This window comes from Lacihabitans sp. CS3-21, from assembly GCF_024343675.1.
Lineage (GTDB): Bacteria > Bacteroidota > Bacteroidia > Cytophagales > Spirosomataceae > Leadbetterella.
Window position 1 is genome coordinate 159400 of sequence record NZ_RJUD01000113.1, and the last position, 17535, is coordinate 176934.

At 35.8% G+C, this 17535-nt stretch carries 12 protein-coding genes; 6 read left to right on the forward strand and 6 right to left on the reverse strand.

Features of this window, described 5'->3' with window-relative positions:
* Positions 1–7: 7 nt before the first annotated feature.
* A complete protein-coding gene (locus EGI24_RS20570; RefSeq protein WP_255050514.1) occupies positions 8–2371 on the reverse strand; it encodes an ABC transporter permease in 2364 nt (787 codons plus the stop codon).
* Between the two features lie 357 nt (positions 2372–2728).
* Between EGI24_RS20570 and EGI24_RS20575 the strand changes: the two genes are divergently transcribed.
* From EGI24_RS20575 to EGI24_RS20595, 5 genes are all read left to right on the forward strand, one after another.
* Positions 2729–4516, forward strand: coding sequence for a tetratricopeptide repeat-containing sensor histidine kinase (locus tag EGI24_RS20575; protein WP_255050515.1), 1788 nt, complete (start codon positions 2729–2731; stop codon positions 4514–4516).
* Between the two features lie 63 nt (positions 4517–4579).
* Complete coding sequence (locus EGI24_RS20580; protein WP_255050516.1) at positions 4580–5224, forward strand: response regulator transcription factor; 645 nt, start codon at positions 4580–4582, stop codon at positions 5222–5224.
* A 66-nt stretch (positions 5225–5290) separates the two neighbouring features.
* Positions 5291–6505 carry a hypothetical protein gene (locus EGI24_RS20585; RefSeq protein ID WP_255050517.1) on the forward strand — a complete coding sequence of 405 codons (1215 nt, stop codon included), beginning with the start codon at positions 5291–5293 and terminating at the stop codon, positions 6503–6505.
* Positions 6506–6600: 95 nt separating this feature from the next.
* Complete coding sequence (locus EGI24_RS20590; RefSeq protein WP_255050518.1) at positions 6601–7974, forward strand: tail fiber domain-containing protein; 1374 nt, start codon at positions 6601–6603, stop codon at positions 7972–7974.
* A 17-nt stretch (positions 7975–7991) separates the two neighbouring features.
* Entirely contained in the window at positions 7992–8321 is a 330-nt protein-coding gene (locus tag EGI24_RS20595) for a LytTR family transcriptional regulator DNA-binding domain-containing protein (protein WP_255050519.1), read from the forward strand.
* On the opposite strand, the gene EGI24_RS20600 is transcribed toward EGI24_RS20595, so the two are convergent.
* Positions 8318–9415 (reverse strand): Gfo/Idh/MocA family protein, encoded by a 1098-nt coding sequence (locus tag EGI24_RS20600; RefSeq protein ID WP_255050520.1) that lies wholly within the window; start codon positions 9413–9415, stop codon positions 8318–8320. The genes EGI24_RS20595 and EGI24_RS20600 overlap by 4 nt on opposite strands.
* 176 nt (positions 9416–9591) lie before the next feature.
* Here EGI24_RS20600 and EGI24_RS20605 point away from each other — a divergent pair, with 176 nt between their 5' ends.
* Positions 9592–10509 carry an alpha/beta hydrolase gene (locus tag EGI24_RS20605; RefSeq protein ID WP_255050597.1) on the forward strand — a complete coding sequence of 306 codons (918 nt, stop codon included), beginning with the start codon at positions 9592–9594 and terminating at the stop codon, positions 10507–10509.
* Positions 10510–10850: 341 nt separating this feature from the next.
* Here the strand turns inward: EGI24_RS20605 and EGI24_RS20610 are convergent, their stop codons facing one another.
* The 4 genes from EGI24_RS20610 to EGI24_RS20625 all read right to left on the reverse strand — a co-directional run bounded on the left by EGI24_RS20610 (position 10851) and on the right by EGI24_RS20625 (position 17513).
* The gene (locus EGI24_RS20610; RefSeq protein ID WP_255050521.1) at positions 10851–11765 is read right to left on the reverse strand and encodes a ThuA domain-containing protein; all 915 of its coding nucleotides are present in this window, start codon (positions 11763–11765) and stop codon (positions 10851–10853) included.
* Between the two features lie 207 nt (positions 11766–11972).
* On the reverse strand, positions 11973–14387 hold the full coding sequence (locus tag EGI24_RS20615) for an ABC transporter permease (RefSeq protein WP_255050522.1): 2415 nt from the start codon (positions 14385–14387) through the stop codon (positions 11973–11975).
* Between the two features lie 110 nt (positions 14388–14497).
* Positions 14498–15025 (reverse strand): helix-turn-helix domain-containing protein, encoded by a 528-nt coding sequence (locus EGI24_RS20620; protein ID WP_255050523.1) that lies wholly within the window; start codon positions 15023–15025, stop codon positions 14498–14500.
* A gap of 100 nt (positions 15026–15125) precedes the next feature.
* Complete coding sequence (locus EGI24_RS20625) at positions 15126–17513, reverse strand: ABC transporter permease (RefSeq protein WP_255050524.1); 2388 nt, start codon at positions 17511–17513, stop codon at positions 15126–15128.
* Positions 17514–17535: the final 22 nt, after the last annotated feature.

Genomic DNA, 17535 nt, shown 5'->3' on the forward strand with positions numbered 1-17535 from the left:
ATAATTTTTACTCTGCTTTCAAACTTTTAACAGGATTTGAAAGTGCAGCACGCATGCTGTAATAGGCTATGGTAAGTATGGCTATCAAAAGAACAGTCGTAAAAAATATTACCATCAGGCTGAAATTCAGTCCATTATTGAAAATAAAGATACCGTTGAAGAATATTCCTCCAAAAATACCAATGGGCAAGGCAATCAATCCAGCTATAAGTAATAATTTCAAAAAACTCCATGAAAGTATTTTAACCACTTCCATCACAGATGCACCCAATACTTTTCTTATTCCTATTTCTTTTATGCGTTTTTCAGTAGTGTAAATAACCATTCCTAACAAACCCATCACCGCAATCACCAATATCACCAAACAGGCCATTCCCATCATTTTCATGTCTTCAGCTGGATAATATCTTTCGTACATTTCATCCTCAAACCAACTGAAAGAAACTGATTCATAAGAATTCTGTTTTTTCCAAAGCGTCTCAATAAATGTTTCGAACGCTGCTTGGTCGGTTTTTCCCTCGGTTTGAATAACCAACGACTTAAACATATCGGGATTATATTGAAAAACTAAAGGTTGAATTTCGAACTGATAATTAAAATGGCAAAAGTTTTTTACCACACCAATCACCTGTACTTCAATGTTTTCATTTATAAAAATGGTTTTTCCAAGGGCGTCATTCACGCCACCAAGATGAAGTTTTTCTACTGCTTTTTCATTAATAACCACAAAATTTCCAGCCGAATCAGCACTTGAAAAAGGTAAATTTTGACCTGCTAAAAAAGTTAAGTGCATGTTTTCGATAAAATTATTATCGGTGGCATAGTAGTAAGATGCCTGATTTTCTCCTTGTTTTTGTGCTCTGATACCGAGTTTGGTCGTTTCTCCTCCAAATGGCACGGAAGTATAACCTATTTTTTCTACGTTTTTGTTTTCAGAAATTTCTTGGCTAATCAATTTTAAGTTTTTGTTCGGAATGGCCAAATTGAAGATTCCTTTTCGATTAAAATTCTCATTTTCGGTAGCCATGTATTTAAACTGATTATACATATGGCCAATCTGAAATACAAAACCCAACGTAACAATAAACTGTATAACAATCAGGCTCTTACGAAAATTAATCTTACCAAACGAAGCTGGAGATAGTGAGCCTTTCAGCACTTTTACTGGCTGAAAACTAGACAAAACCCATGCTGGCAAACTTCCTGCTGTAATACCTAAAAACAATGTGAAAAGCCCAAAAAGTACCATGATTATGTATGGATTGTCTACTTTCCAGGTCACCCACTCCACATGAATATATTCTTTCATGAGCAAAAGTATCAGCGTGCCAATGGCCAACGCAAAAAATGCAATAATGACAGCTTCGCAAATAAACTGAAAAACGAGCTGGGACCTAACTGCTCCCATTACTTTTCTGACGCCGACTTCTCGGGAACGATTCAATGATCTGGCCAATGTGAGGTTGGTGTAATTAAAGCCCGCTAAAAGCAAAATCATTAGCGGGATAGAAAAATTGACATAAATATCACTCCAATTTTCTACATAAGGATTATTTTGGAGGTTCTCCTTACTTGGCGAAATGTCAGAAAGTGCTTGTTTCCTAAATTCATTTGCTTTCTTTAAAGTCGCCAAATTCAGATTGGTATTTTTTGCGATTTGAGCAATCGCCACATCCAAAGAAGTCGATTTCACGTTGGGCTTTAACTTCACAAAAGTGTAGCTTTCATATACTCCCCACGCCTTTGAACTCGCTGATTCCTTATTTCTATTTGTGTAGGTAGCCATAGAAACCATTACGTCACTTCTAAACTGCGTTTCTTTCTTGAAAGGCATCAAAACACCCGTTACTTTAAAAGAACCATAAGTAGGATGAGATAGAATCTGCCCGATGGGATTTGAATTTTTATAGAACTTTTCAGCAATTTCATGGCTTATAACTAGGGTGTTAGGCTCTATTGGATATACTCCTTTTTCTAATTTGAAATTAAATATTTTGAAAAAATCAGGTTCGACATATATTTGATTTACACGAAAGCTTTTTAGTCGATTATTGAGTTCCCAGCCAAATTCTCTGATGGTTTTAGTAGCAAATTCTGTACTTGCATAATCATTTCTGAGTTTATCGGCTAATAAAAATGGTGAAGAAGCATAACTGGTTTTTCCACCTTCTTTACTTTGCTCATCGGTTATGATTCTGAAAATCCGCTCGGGGTCTTTGTGGAAATTATCAAACTCAAATGTACTTTGCAAATGCAATAAAGAGAGCAAGGCAAATGGCAGTGCGAGGCCCAAACCAAATATATTGATGAATGAAAAAAGTTTGTTTTTCCACAGATTTCGGAAAGCTATTTTTATGTAGTTTTTTATCATAGTTTTTTGAGAAAAATAAAAGAAAAAGTCTCCAATTCAGTTTTGAAAATATTTTTAGGAGACCTCTTCAATTATAACAAATAGTTTTTTCATAACCCTGTTTTAATAGTTTCAAATGCTGTGCCAATAGTTTAGTGATTTATTTATCAGGTATTTATGAATTTTCATTTCATTTTTTTCGTCCGAAATCGAACACTTTTGTACGCGTGTGGACGAGTTGATTTTTTAATTATCTTTGTTGAGCTATGTTAAACTAATAAAGTTTTAATTATGACAAAAGTCCTCAAAAACTTAATAATTGTTTTTTGGATTTTTCCTTCCATTTGCTTTTGTAGGTCTGTTGCAGATTCATTAGAAATGAAACTAAAGACTTCTCCTCAAAACAAAGCATATATAAAAAATGCTGAAAATTATATTTGGTTTTTAGTAAATCCATTAGACAATGTAAAAAAAGCAGACTCTATCTTGAAAATCGTAAAACCAGTAGCACTAAAAATTGGTGATTTTGAAGGCTATGCTAGATTATGCTGGTATGACGGCATACTTTATCTTCGAGACAGTAAATCTAAAGCTTCTTTAGAATCTCTTGAGCGAGTTGAAAAGTTAATTCATAAACATAATTTATCAAAAAGCCTTCTTCAGAAAGTTTATGCTGGAATTGGAAACAGCTATTACCATGATGGTCTCTTAGACAAAGCTTTAAGTTACTTTATCCGAGCTACTGATTTGACCGAAAAGTATAATTTAACAGAATCAGTTACACAAGCTTATATCGGTATAAGTAATATTTACTTAACTACAGACGTTTCGAAGGCCCTGACAATGAACGATAAGTTATTGAAATATACCTACTTAGATACTGATTTAACTATGAGGTTTTTGGGTGAATTTCAGATTGTTAATCACTTAATAACTGCAAAAAACCTTGACAAAGCATTACACCATTTAAAAAAAGCTGAATTTTTTGCATTAAAGTATTGTAGAAAATCCATAGTAATAAACGCCTGGACAGGCTATGCTCAAATATTTATACTCCAATCCAAGTTTCCTGAAGCTTATGTATATCTGAAAAAATCAAAAGAACTGGCCGAAAAACTAAACATTGATACTAGAAGATCGCAAGTATATGGTGGTTTGGGATATTATTACTTTCTCCAAAAGGACTATTATTTGGCGGAAAACTATTTTTCCAAAAAGTTAGAGATTGATAAGAAAGACAAGTTCGAATATGGTCAATTTGAAGATTATGAAATATTAAGTGAAATTAACTCTCTATCTAAAAACTATCAAAAAGCCCTTGATTATAAAATTAAAGCAAACGCAATTGATGATTCGCTTTTTTCAAAAAAACTTCTAATTAAAATCAACATGCTTGAAAAAGAAAAACAAGATTCAGATATAAAATTGTTAGGGCTGGCTAATAAAAATTCAATTTTCCAAAGAAATGCCATTTTAGTCGGTGGTATTTTACTTTTAATAATTTCCGTCATTTTGGTGATTTCCATAATTAATAGGAATAAATACAAACGCCTTGAAAGTCAACAAAAACTTAGGAATCAAATAGCCGCAGACCTCCACGATGAGATTGGAAGTACTTTGAGTAGTATCTCAATTTTATCAGAATTGGTTGCTCAAGAACGAACAAAGGAACATTTTAAGCCAGATATCATGACCCAAGTAAGCAACGATGCTAGGAATGTGATCGAGAAAATGGATGAAATCATCTGGACCATCAACCCCGACAACGATGAGTTTTATAATCTTGAAACCCGATTAAAATCTTATGCTATTCCACTTTTTGAGTCCAAAGACATAGACTTCAAATTCGACTTTTCTACTAATTTGGAAAATATTAAAATTGATATGTCCAAACGTCGTGATATTTATCTCATTCTGAAGGAAGCAATCAATAATCTTTTGAAATATAGCGAATGTAAAAATGCCCAAATATGTGCTCTTTTAATTGATAATGATTTGATTATGAAGGTTTCAGATGATGGAATTGGATTTGATAAAGAGTCCGAATCCCTTAGAAATGGCCAAAGAAATATGCAAATAAGAGCTGAAAAAATTGGAGCCAGACTATTGGTAAATAGTGTTCTGGAAAAAGGCACTGAGGTTGCTTTGTTTTTACCAATAAAATAGAAAATCATATATTTATACGATTGATTTCTTAGAAAAATAGTATTCACTTTGTCCCAATAAAAAATGAGCCAAAACGTGATAAAAGTAGCATTGTACGAAGACAACTTAACGCTCAGAACCAGTTTGGCTCATTTGCTGCAAAGTTCGGAGGAGTTTGAATTTCTTGGTGCTTATGAATCACCGATTGAAATTCTTCGGAATTGTAAAAATGCCCTTCCTCACGTAATTCTGATGGATGTAGATATGCCACTCATGAATGGCATAGAGGCCACAAAATTGGTAAAAGAGCAATATGAAAATGTCAACATTTTGATTTTGACAGTATTTGAAGACCGCGACAAACTTTTTAGTGCTTTACAAGCTGGTGCTTCTGGTTATTTGCTTAAAAAATCTAAAATCATCGAAATCATTGAGGCTATACATGAAATTTATAACGGTGGCTCACCCATGACACCAGCTATTGCACGAAAGGTTTTGGAGTTTTTTGCACAGCCTAAAGTCGTTAAGAATACAGAAAACAACCTTTCCGAACGAGAACTGGACATTTTGAAATGTCTCGTTGACGGCGACTCTTACAAAATGATAGCTTCTAATTGCTACATTAGCATGGGTACGGTTCGTAGCCACATTAATAATATTTATAAAAAACTTCATGTCAATTCGAAGTCGGAAGCGGTGGTGAAAGCCTTGAAAGACAGGCTGGTATGATTCGAAATTTTTAATTAAGTATATATTAATCAAAAAGATATTTTTTCGCGATAAAATAATATAACCATGAAAAACGATTGGAACGCAGCTCAACGAATCGGTTTTAGATTCATTTCTTTATTTTTTGGGCAAATCATTTTTGTAGATTTTTTTGGAAGGTTTTTACCCTTTGTTGGGCAATTTCTACATTGGTTGGTGCCATTAATTTCCAAAACCTTGGGTATTGTGCCTTATGACATCGTAACGTTCGAAAACGGCAGCGGAGACACTACTTACAATTGGGTTCTTGTATTACTTATATTGATATTGGCAATCGTTGGATCAGTTATTTGGGGAGTATTTTCTACTAGGAATACTAATTATGACCGATTAAATTATTGGTTTATGGTGGCACTGAGGTTTTATGTTGCAAGTGCTTTAATAGACTACGGAATGATAAAAATCTGGAAAATGCAGTTTCCTTATCCAAGCCCTTACAGACTGATGCAAAACTATGGAGAGTCTAGTCCGATGGGTTTAGCCTGGACTTTTTTGGGCTTTTCTAAAGGATACAATATTTTTATGGGCATTGCGGAGCTTTTAGCAGCGTTGTTATTTTGGAGACGGACAGCCACACTTGGGGCTATTATCACCATCATGACCACTGCAAACGTGATGGCTATTAATTATTTCTATGATGTCCCTGTCAAAATTTTCTCGACTACTTTATTTCTGACGACCGCCTATATATTGTTCTTCAATCTAAAAGACCTCATACGGTTCTTTTTTACGCAAAATCCAGTCACTTTAAAAGTCCAGAGAGCCTACAGATTCTCAAATCTATATTTAAATATCGGTCTGCTTTCTGTGAAATATCTTTTTATCTTTTTTTCTCTGGTTGTGATAGCCTATTTGACCAATAGTGCTTATAATCAAGATTTTAATACACCAAAACATGCTCTTTTTGGATATTATGAAAAAAGCTTTTCTAGCAACGACTCCACCAATAGCTGGTCAAAGATAAATTTTGTTTACAACGATTTGCTCAGGGCCTATAATTCCAATGGAACCACCAATACTTTTTCAGTCGAAATAGACAGTCTGAAAAAGCAAATAAAGCTTACCAATGTGGTCTCGAAAGACTCCATATTCCAATTTTCTTACAAAATGCATCAGGACACCCTGCGTTTATCGGAAATGATTAAAAATAAAGAACTGATTTTCTTACGAAAAAACACAAGCAATTCTAGATTGATGACCAGGGGATTTCATTGGATAAACGAGAAACCATATAATTTCTGATTTGACTTGAAGGTAAAAACCATATATTTATTCGATTGACGAGAATGAATGGTTTGCGGAAATTTGTATGTTTTTCAACTAAACTTATTATTTCCATGAAAAAAATCATCATTATTACTCTTTTTGCAATCAATTTTGCATTTGGGCAGTCGATTACGATTTCTCCATCAAGTCCAGAGCATATCAAAATCATAAAAAATGGTACTGCAAGGCTCGACCTTCTCGGAAATGCAACCAGTAATGTTAGCTCTGGAAATTCAGAAATTAATCTTTATAATTTGGGTACTTCTACCGCATTTGGTCCAATTAATGGGCAATCATCAATAAATTTTTTAAATACAGGAAGTAGTACACCATTATTTAAGATTTTTAGTACTAATTCAAATTATATGTTTACTGAAGACTACTTAACGATAAGTAGTGGAGCCAATAATTTTTTAAGGTTTTATACGGATGGGTCAATGTCTTTTGTGAAGTCTAATGTCAATTTTTTTAGTGATGAAAAAATACTTTTTGGGTCTGTAGGATATAACTCGCTAAGAACAAATTTTACTGTAAATTCAAAAATAGGAAATACGCATGCTATTTTTGGAAATGAAGAGCAGGGTGTATCAATCGAAAGTAACTGGCCAGGAATAAGTTTTAATGGATACTATAACGCAGGGCGAAAACCACTTAGTGATGGATATGTAGGGGGTATAAGCATGGACCCAACTACAGGTCTTATTAGAATTTATAATTCCCCCACAAGTGGCACTCAAAATACAAACATTACTCAAATTGATAGGGTATTAATTGACAAAGATGGCGATGTAGGAATCGGAAATAATAATCCAACGGCGTCTTTGCATGTGTCACGTGGTACGGGTGTCAATGGTACTGCTGCATTTAATGGCACAACACATGCTTCTCATTTCAATTATTCTACTTCCGAGCATACATTTATTAGAGGAGGTAAAGATGGAGCTAATGTCTATATCAGTGATTTAGGAACACTCGGAAATGTTGCAATTGGAAACGGAACGCCCACCGAAAAACTTCATGTTTTTGGAAATCTTAGGGTTTCGGGAACCATCTGCAATACTTCAGGGGCAATCACAGCTTGTTCAGATGTTCGTTATAAAAAGAATTTTTCTAAAATTGAAAATCCACTTAGTAAAGTCTTAACTCTTAATGGCTTACATTATGATTGGCGTATAGATGAGTTTAAAGAAAATAATTTTTCAAATAGTCGTCAAATCGGTTTTATAGCTCAAGAATTAGAGGAAATCTTTCCCGAAATGGTCTTTACCGACGAAAAAGGATACAAATCAGTAGATTACGCCAAGCTTACACCAGTGTTGGTGGAGGCCTTGAAAGAACAACAAAAAATGATTGATGATTTAAGAAAGGCCAACGGTGATTTGAAAAATATCAATGACAAACTTGAAAGCCGTTTGGATAAAATTGAATCCCTTTTGAATAAATAAATAACTTTAGCAAGGCAATGAAAAACAAACCCCGCCAAAATCATTTATTGCTCATTGAAAATGCAAAAGACGACGTAATCAAGCTCGAAGCTATTCAGAATTATACCAAGTTTGTTTTTGAAGATGGCAGCTCCAGATTGATGGCTTATACATTAAAAAACTACCAAAATTCTCTGGAATTTCCGTTCGTGAGAGTCAGTAAATCATGTATCGTAAATCTGAACTTCTGTTCTGATTTTTCACCTAAAACAAAAAGAATCTGGATTTCTGATGGTTCAGAAATCCAGATTTCAAGAAGACGATTGCTAGAAGTTTCTAACAATATGGAGCGATATAAATATTTCTAAATCATCACTTTTTTCCCAGTTTCTGCAGCTTTGTAAATAGCATCTAAAACCTTCATATCTTTCCAACCTTCAAGGCCCGAGATATGATCAGGCATAGGTTTATTTTCCAGAATAACTTTGCTGATGGCATCCATTTGGGCAGCTTGCTGGTTTATTTGCGGAAAATCCATTTCTGATTCACGTGTTCGGCCTTTGAATGGGCCATAACTGATGGCAGGGCTCAGTTCAAACGAGCCGTTTTCGGCACTTGCATATAGCCTGTCAATACCCGCAGCAAGCGTTGAAGTAGATGTACAAACTGCTCCACTTGGAAACTCCATTTGCCAAGTAATAGATTCCTCCACTTCTGTAAACAATTCTTTTCGTAGAACTGGCCCAAACTGAGCAGTGACTGCAATGGGCTCTTCGCCTGTGATATACCTACCAGCTTGCACACAATACACGCCAAGATTCATCAACGGTCCGCCACCAGCCAGTTTTTTATTTAATCTCCACTCTCCTTTTTGGCCAGCAAAATATCCCAATGAAGCTTCAACCACTCTAACTTTACCGAAAATCTGTTTCTGCCCCAGTCGCATCATTTCCATGTTATAAGGCTCAAAATGAAGACGATAACCCATGGCCAATTGAACTTTGTTGTCTTTACAAACTTTAATCATTTCCAAGCAATCGGCAGCACTTACTGCCATTGGTTTTTCAACCAGCACATGTTTTTTAGCCTTTGCTGCTCTGATGGCGTATTCTTTGTGCATGGCATTAGGCAAAATGATGTACACCAAGTCTATGTCTGGATTGTCTTTGATTTTATCAAAATTCTCATAATTATACCTGTTTTTTAAGGGTACATTGTAGGTTTTTCCCCATGATTCCAACTTCGAGGGTGTTCCGCTAACGAGTCCGGCCACTATGCAATATTGGCAATCTTTCATTTGATCTGCCACGTATTCTGCATATCTACCAAGGCCAACTAAGGCTACTTTAATTTTTTTGCCTTCGTATTTTGATTGCATATTAGCAAAAGATAAGGATGGAATTAAGGCGGAAGAGACTGTAATTCCTTTTATAAATGATCTTCGGTTTAGGGCATTTTTCATATAAAAATTCTGTATCGCATTTTATGTAGTTCTAACTTAGAATATCAAGGTTAAATTACTTTTTTTTGGTAAAGAAATATAATTAATTACAAATTATTAAAACGTGTCAAAAATACACTATATTTGAATTCTCAACCTTAAAATATCAGAAAATGGAATTAAGTATTAAAAAAATTATGAAATTGGCTTGTGTATTTACTGCACTTGCATTTTCGAAAGTTGCCCTAGCTCAAGATGGTACAATTTATCCGCTGGAGACCCCAAATGAACCTAAGGCTATTCCGCTTGGAACAGGTGGAGTTGAAAACCAACCTGCATCTGAAACTTGGTTTCGCCAGTGGGGCGATCCAATGGCCCGAAACATTACAAAAGCTACTTTGACACCATTTTTGCCTGAACCTGGTAAGGCAAACGGTACAGCGGTAATCGTAGCCCCAGGTGGTGGCTTCAGTTGGCTATCATTGGGAAACGAAGGTTGGGAAGTGGCCGAGGCTCTTTCAAAACAGGGTATTGCTGCTTTTGTTTTGAAATATAGACTCAATCCAACGCCTGAAAAGCTAGAAGATTTCACGGCTTGGATGAATCGACCGCGTACTCCTGCACCTGCACCATCTGATGGTTCAAAGGCCGCAACTCCCCCACCAGCACCTCAGCGAAACCTCGACAACCAACTTCAAGATGCAGAAGCGGCATACGCCATGATTATCAACAGAGCCAAAGAATGGGGCGTAGATACCAAAAGAATTGGTATGATTGGTTTTTCAGCTGGTGCAGGACTAACCATGCATTCTACTTTGCATTCTAAAACTATGAAATTGGCATTTATTGGTCCGATTTACGGTGGCATGGGGCCTGTGGAAGTTCCAAAAAATGCTCCACCGATGTTCGTAGCAATAGCCTCAGACGATTTTCTTTTTAGAGGTCAGTTTGGTGTTGTTGAGTCGTGGTTTAAAGCCGGCATTCCTGTCGAGTTTCACCTTTACCAAAATGGCGGCCATGGATTCGGTCTAGGAAATCCCAACCGCACAAGCAACAAATGGTTTGATGCCTTCACACATTGGTTAGATGTGAATAAGTTTTTGGTGGCGAAATAAATTAATGCAAAATTTGGTAGGATGCTTAAGCATTCTACCAAATCTAACAACTCGCTATTTGCCTATTCAAGCCTTTTTTTATCAAAAATCTATTTGTTTAATGATTTTGAGTTTTTTTCCTCAGGTAGAAAGAACTTCTTAATTCTATGCAAAGTTTCCTGGAATATTACTTCACAAATAGTTATTTCCTCCTTACAAAACCTTATGACTTTGTTTCTTCAGAATTTCAACTTGAGCGTGTATTCCTTGAAGAAAAACCAATCGGACAATAAAGAATACTAGTCAAATTCTTTATAAAAAATGAGATAATCGATTCTACATTTAGGCCTTCTCAAAAATCTTTATTTGCCCATCACGCTGTCATCACATTTCAGGTCTCCGGTCACGTATTGGATGCCGTCGAGAAAAAACTCCAGTAGCTCAGCTTGGTAGGCACTTTGGATATTGTGGCTCATGGAGCTATAAAGTACGCGGCCTTTGCCATGGCGTTTTACCCATGCCAAATACACGATGTCGTCATGTGCTTGGTCGCGTTTGCCAGTGATATCTTTGCTTTCCATGTAAAGTAGCGGTCTGAAATTGTGCTCTTTATAAGCATTATTAAAAAAATATGGCTCATCCACATGCGTAAATCCATCGCCATGAAAAGCTGCCACCAATGGATGGTTTTTGTCCACTTCTTTGAGGTGAATTGTTTGTTGTTTCGGGTGGTAATCAAAGCTACCACCTGTGAGGCGACTGAATTCCATGTCATTGTTTTGTACCGTAATGGCACCATGCATGATGAAAAGGCCGCCTCCTTTGGCAATATAATCCATGAAATTTTGCTGATACACTTTGGCTTTGGCCTCTATTTCTTTTTCGCTGAGGCTGCTTCTCATTTTCAAGAGATCATAAAACAAATCTCTTTTGGGGCCTGAAGGATTGCAATTGTTGAAAATGACAGCGTCGTATTGTTTCAGGTTTTTCTTTTCAAAACTCTCAATATCATGAGCGATATGGACCTCAAAAGCTCCAGATTTTTTGGCCATAATTTTCAGCAACTCGTCGTTATGAGGGATGGTCCAATGGTAAAAACCGGTGTGCTGCGAATACACCAAAAGCTTACGTTTGGGTGCTTGAATTTTAGCTTTAGCCGGTGCAAGGGATTCAATTTTGTCCAGAAATTCCTTATCAATTTTAGGTGCCTCCAAACTTTGACTATGAGCAGGGATTGCGGCAATTGTCAGCCACAGAAAGATGATTTTTTTAAGCATTATGATAGGGTTGAAAATGTTTTGAATCCACATTATCGTGGACTTTTGCGAATATAAGTTTTTTTACGGAATTCAAAGTAGTAAAAATTCAATACCTTGAAATTAGTGTTTGATTTTTAATTTGTTTTAAAATATTAATTCAAAATAATTACCGTCAATCATTCAATCGTTGGTCAGTCGCCAAAAACCTATACCCTTCTTCCCTTATCAATCTACCTTCAAACTCTTAACTGGATTAAGCATGGCTGCTTTCACAACCTGAAAACTCACCAAAAACAAAACGAGGACTGCGAAAACTAATCCGACTATAAGGAATGATATCCAGGATAAATCAATGCTGTAGGCATAGTTTTCGAGCCATTTTTTCATGGAAAACATAGAAAAAGGCAATGCAAAAAGTACCGCAATGAGGATCAAAACTGAGAATTCTTTGTGGAATAAATTAACAATACTTAAAGTGGTTGCTCCCAATACTTTCCTGATTCCCAGCTCTTTGGTGCGACGAACAATACTTAGCGATACTACGCCCAAAATCCCCAAAAGCACTATAAAAATAGCCAAAATAGTGGCCAAATGAGCCGCTTTTTTCAGCTGGATTTCGGTTTGATATAGTTTTTGGAGCGTTTCGTCTATGAACTTGTATTCAAAAGGGGCATTCGGTAAAAAGGTCTTCCATTTGGTTTCAATGTTTTTGAGTGATTCGGGGAGATTTCCGGGTTTGATTTGGAAACTTAAATATCTGAAAAAATTATTGTCCCGCACAGGCATGAAGGCCACAGGTCCGATAGCTTTGTGCATCGACTCAAAATGGAAATTTTTACAAACGCCAGAAATAGTGAAAATTGAAGGTGTAGAATGCATCCATATATTTTTTCCAACGGCCTCTTGCGGATCTTTATAACCCAAAGACTTTGCAGCTTCTTCATTTAATACAATTTGTCCTCGTTGATAGGCTTTTCCATCGGCGTTGAAGAATTGACCACCTTGCATTTTGATTTTGTAAGTCTCGGCAAATTTTTCATCCGTAAATAATAAAGGTGTGAAAACCGCATCTGTTGAGTCTTGGCCTACTCTGTAAATTCCGTTTGTCTGTCCAAAATTGCCATCGGGAATTACCCACGAGAGGCTGGCACTGTTTACATCTTTCAATTTGGCCATTTCATTTCTTATAGTTTCCATTTTTTCCACCCCTTCAGGTGACCAGTCACGGGGAACTTTCACACTCAAAACCGAGGATTTGGTGTAGCCCAAGTCTTTTGTAAAAAAATAGTTGACTTGTTTTGAAATAACCAACGCCCCGCCAAAAACAAAAATGGCAACAGAAAATTGAGAAACTATCAAAGCTCTTCGGAAGAACACGTTTTCTTTTACTGATTTTAACTTTCCTTTCATGGAATCAACGGATGGCAAAGTTGACAACACAAATGCAGGATATATTCCTGATAACAAACCAATTAATAAAGTCAACAACAAACTTGAAAGATAAAAAAATGGAGAGGCAGAAAAGATAGAAACAATCTCTTTTTCTAAAATTCCCTCAAAAACTGGGCGGAATATTTGATACAAAACGAGCGAAAACAAAAAGCTAAATAAAGCTATGAGAATGGATTCTGCCAAAAACTGAAACAATAATTGTTTTTTGGTACTTCCCATAACTTTCCTCACGCCTATTTCTTTAAGTCTCGAGGATGCTGCACCTACAAAAATATTGACATAATTGACCACAGACATTAGCAAAATAAAAATGGCGACCAAAGACAATGTCCAAACCGTTTTTCTAACCAAACCACCATTTCCTTCTAGATATACATCTTTAATAGGTACTAATTTCGGTACAAGATTTTGAAAAATTTCCGGGGTAGAATGAGTAGCCACCAATTGCGAAATGGCTTTTTCTACGGCCTCTGGCTTAACACCTTCTTTTAGCTCTAAATAGCTGGCTATGTATGGATTAAACCAAGAATCGTATTGATTTCTACCGAAAAAATTGGCATTTTTAAAAGACATGATAATCGGGAGGCCGCTTTCTGTTCCAGTAAGATTTGTGATGGAATTAAAAGGTACTTTTTCCAGTACGCCAGTTATAGTGAATTCAGCATTCCCACCAGAAAATGACTCCAGTTTTAAGGAATTTCCAACCACATCGGTTTTACCAAAATATTTGATGGCTTGATCAGTCGAAATAACCATGGAATTGGGCTGTAATAGTGCTGAACGGCTATCACCATGTAGAAGTGAGAAACCATACATACTCAAAAATGTGGAATCGCCCAGCTGAACACTTTCCCTGAACACTTTTTCTCCTTTCGAAACCACTGTGGAAACACCATCAAAACGATAAAAATTGGCCACTAGATTGGGATAATAATCTTTGAGAGCCTTTGCAACTGCACCCAGGGAGGTAATCTCAATACCCATGTTTTCCTTTTTCCATTTGCTCTGAATCATGTATTGATTCGGGGCATTTTTCAAGTTTCCGTTGGTTTGTATTTCACGCCAAACATAGCTCCCTATCAAAAGCGAAAAAGTAAGGCCGATGGAAAGACCAAAGATGGTAATGAAAGAATAAAACCTGCGTTTTTTTAGATTTCTCCAAGCGATTTTTAGGTAGTTTTTAAGCATTTGCAAAAAGGTAATTTTCCTTGATTAAAGATAAAAAAGAAAACCAATGAGATAAAATGGCTTAACTTTATTTAACTTTTAAACTGTCTTCTAAGTAAAGAAAATACTCGTTAAAGCACCTTTGATGGCTTCAAAAACTTAATATTTAAGGGATATTTATAAGCTTGTCCGTTATTTACTTTTACAGTATTAATGACAATGTATAACTGACTAAAAACTGCAAAAAATAATGAAATAGGGTGAATAGAAAAAAGCAAACAAGGAAGCAAATATAGAGACATGCTAAGTTGAAAATTAATCACATCATAAGCATGGGTATTAATATTTTCAATTCGATTTTTCTTATAAATCCAGACTAAAATGGGGGCAATGATGGTTAAAAGTAAGCCACTTAAATGCAATAATGGCAACCACTTTTTGGTTTCATTGTCATTTTGGTCTGCTTCATAAATATTAAGCACTTCAAAATCTACCTCCAAAGCAGCTGCAATAGACTGCAAAGTATAAGCACGCGGATCCACATCACCATTTTCAATACGTTGGATGGTTCGGACACTTATTTCAGTTTTTTCTGCTAATTCTTCTTGCGTTATGCCTTTTTTCAATCTTAGTGTTTTAATCAAATGTCCTGTCTTCATCCTATTGTTTTATTTGATTGCAAATGTAAATGTATTGAAAAAAGACTGAAACTACATTTACACGACATTTGGGTGACATTTAGTAAATGAAGTGGAAATTTCACTCTGTTTTCAAACTCTTTACTGGGTTCATAAAAGCTGCTCGAACTGCCTGGTAACTTACTGTTAAAAAGGCGATAGCGACAACCAACGTGCTAGCCAAAAGAACAATCGATGCATCAAAATTGATATGATAGGCAAATTGCTGCAACCATTTGTCCATGGCCCACCAAGCAATTGGAGATGCAACAAGAATAGAAACAATTACCAGAATCAGGAAATCCTTTGAAAGCAAATGAACGATGCTGCCCACACTTGCTCCCATCACTTTTCTGATGCCAATTTCTTTGATTCTGACCTCTGACGCAAATGTTGCTAGACCAAAAAGTCCGAAACAAGAAATCAACAAAACTATTGCTGCGAAAGCATTGAACATTTTAAGCTGTTTGCTTTCGTTTTTGTGCAAATTATTGAAAGTGTCGTCCAAAAACTCGTAATTCATTATGTTGTTGGGTGCTAGCTCTTTCCAGCTTGCCTGGGCAAAAGCAAGTGCATTTTGATATTGACCTGGGAGAACTTTCACATTTATGGTACTCATGTAGCCTTCATTGTTATAAAAAAGTACGAGCGGAGTGATGGCCTCCTTCAAACTTCTGAAATGAAAATCTTTTACAATACCCACTATTTCACCTTTACGGCCATTTGCTTCAAAAATTTGACCTATCCATGGTTTCGGGATTTTGAATTCTTTTATCGCAGTTTCATTCAAAATAGAATTGTTTTCATCGGCTTTACTATCGGTAATCCAGCGACCTTCTGTGAGTTTTAGGTTAAAGAATTTTTTATAATTAGGAGAAATTTCCAGCAAAGAAGTTGTTGGATTCCAGGTGGTATCCTTACCAGGCCAATTGAGGCTTCCGCTATGGGTATTCAAAACATTTACAATGCTTGAATTAGAAATCGTAACGTCTTTTATACTACTTTCCTTTTTTAATAAATCAACCATGGTTTTACACAAATTCGAGGAATTTGGAACATTCCAGGGAATCGTTATGGTGAAAATATGCTCCTTTTCATAACCCAGAGGCTTGTTTTGAATGAATTTTAATTGCCTGAAAATAAGCAAAGTGGACATCAATAGGACAACAGTGAATGTAAATTGAAAAACCACAAGACCTTTTCTGAAACTACTGCTTTTAGTATCAACACCCAAAGCTCCTTTAATAGATTGAATTGGATTAAATGATGCAATAAACAAGGAAGGATAAATACCTGTAAGAAAGACCGAAACGATAGCAATGCTTGTTAAAATATAGAAAACAATGGGGTTGTTTTGGAAAGAAAAATTTGAGTCTGAAATGTCGTTTAACAAAGGCATATCGAAATATATCAACATCAGTCCTATGGCGGCGGCTATAAAACTGGTGATAAATGATTCCAGAATAAACTGATAAAACAAGCCTATTTTGGTAGCCCCAATCATTTTTTTGATACTCACTTCCTTGATTCTTTGTGAGGCCTTTGCCGTGGTAAGATTGATGTAATTGATGCTCGCTATAAGTAAAATAAAAATGGCCACCAATGTAAAAATGTTCACTATGGTTTTGTTTCCTGCAGAAGCCAAACCGGTGGATTGAAATATATTATCGAAATGAACATCTGTTAATTTTTGGAGTTCCAGATGGGTATTGTCTTCTTCCGAATTTCGAGTCTTTTTTAGGAATTTTGTAAGCTTCTCTGAGGTAGTTTTAGGATTGAGCCTGGAAGAACTCAGTATATAGGTCTGATAGTTGAAATTATTCCATTGTTCATCGTTTTTAGCAACGTTCGGATTGCTCATTCTGGAGGCATTGTTAAAGATGAAGTCATGTTGAAAACTAGAATTTGAGGGACTGTTTTTTACCACAGCACCTACCACATACATCAATGAATCATGCTGAATTACGTTTCCGATTGGGTTTTCGTCAGGAAATAGTTCTTGTGCCTTTTTCTCAGAAATAATCATCGAAAAATAATCTTTCTTGAAGTTTTCGGGGCTTCCCTTTATAAATTCATAATCAAAAACCTCAAACCAATGACTATCCACAAATGCCACTTTTTTTTCAGCAAAAACTTCGTGATTTATGACAAAGTTGAAGTCTCCCCAAGGTGTAAAAAGTCGTGTGCTATTTTCGATTTCTGGGAAAGTTTGTTTCAGATAATCGGCTAATTTGTAAGGAGTTGATGCCCAGTGCCAGGTTTCAGTATCATTTATTTTGAGGTGGGTGTTTATACGGTAAATCTGATCTGATTTTTTATGAAAAGAATCAAAACTCATTTCGTTTTGCACCCACAAAAACAGTAGGGATGCCGTAGCCATGCCCAGAGCAAGTCCTCCAATGTTTATCAAAGAATATAATCTGTTTTTAAACAAATTGCGATAGGCGATTTTGAAATAATTCTTTATCATAATTTTGTTAATTTTTATTGGG

Excerpts from the sequence above, each read along its gene's own strand:
- EGI24_RS20625 (WP_255050524.1), bottom strand. The coding sequence starts at position 17,513 with ATGATAAAGAATTATTTCAAAATCGCCTATCGCAATTTGTTTAAAAAC.
- EGI24_RS20615 (WP_255050522.1), bottom strand. The coding sequence starts at position 14,387 with ATGCTTAAAAACTACCTAAAAATCGCTTGGAGAAATCTAAAAAAACGC.
- EGI24_RS20575 (WP_255050515.1), top strand. The coding sequence starts at position 2,729 with ATGAAACTAAAGACTTCTCCTCAAAACAAAGCATATATAAAAAATGCT.
- EGI24_RS20595 (WP_255050519.1), top strand. The coding sequence starts at position 7,992 with ATGAAAAACAAACCCCGCCAAAATCATTTATTGCTCATTGAAAATGCA.
- EGI24_RS20610 (WP_255050521.1), bottom strand. The coding sequence starts at position 11,765 with ATGCTTAAAAAAATCATCTTTCTGTGGCTGACAATTGCCGCAATCCCT.
- EGI24_RS20605 (WP_255050597.1), top strand. The coding sequence starts at position 9,592 with ATGAAATTGGCTTGTGTATTTACTGCACTTGCATTTTCGAAAGTTGCC.
- EGI24_RS20585 (WP_255050517.1), top strand. The coding sequence starts at position 5,291 with ATGAAAAACGATTGGAACGCAGCTCAACGAATCGGTTTTAGATTCATT.
- EGI24_RS20620 (WP_255050523.1), bottom strand. The coding sequence starts at position 15,025 with ATGAAGACAGGACATTTGATTAAAACACTAAGATTGAAAAAAGGCATA.
- EGI24_RS20590 (WP_255050518.1), top strand. The coding sequence starts at position 6,601 with ATGAAAAAAATCATCATTATTACTCTTTTTGCAATCAATTTTGCATTT.
- EGI24_RS20600 (WP_255050520.1), bottom strand. The coding sequence starts at position 9,415 with ATGAAAAATGCCCTAAACCGAAGATCATTTATAAAAGGAATTACAGTC.
- EGI24_RS20570 (WP_255050514.1), bottom strand. The coding sequence starts at position 2,371 with ATGATAAAAAACTACATAAAAATAGCTTTCCGAAATCTGTGGAAAAAC.
- EGI24_RS20580 (WP_255050516.1), top strand. The coding sequence starts at position 4,580 with ATGAGCCAAAACGTGATAAAAGTAGCATTGTACGAAGACAACTTAACG.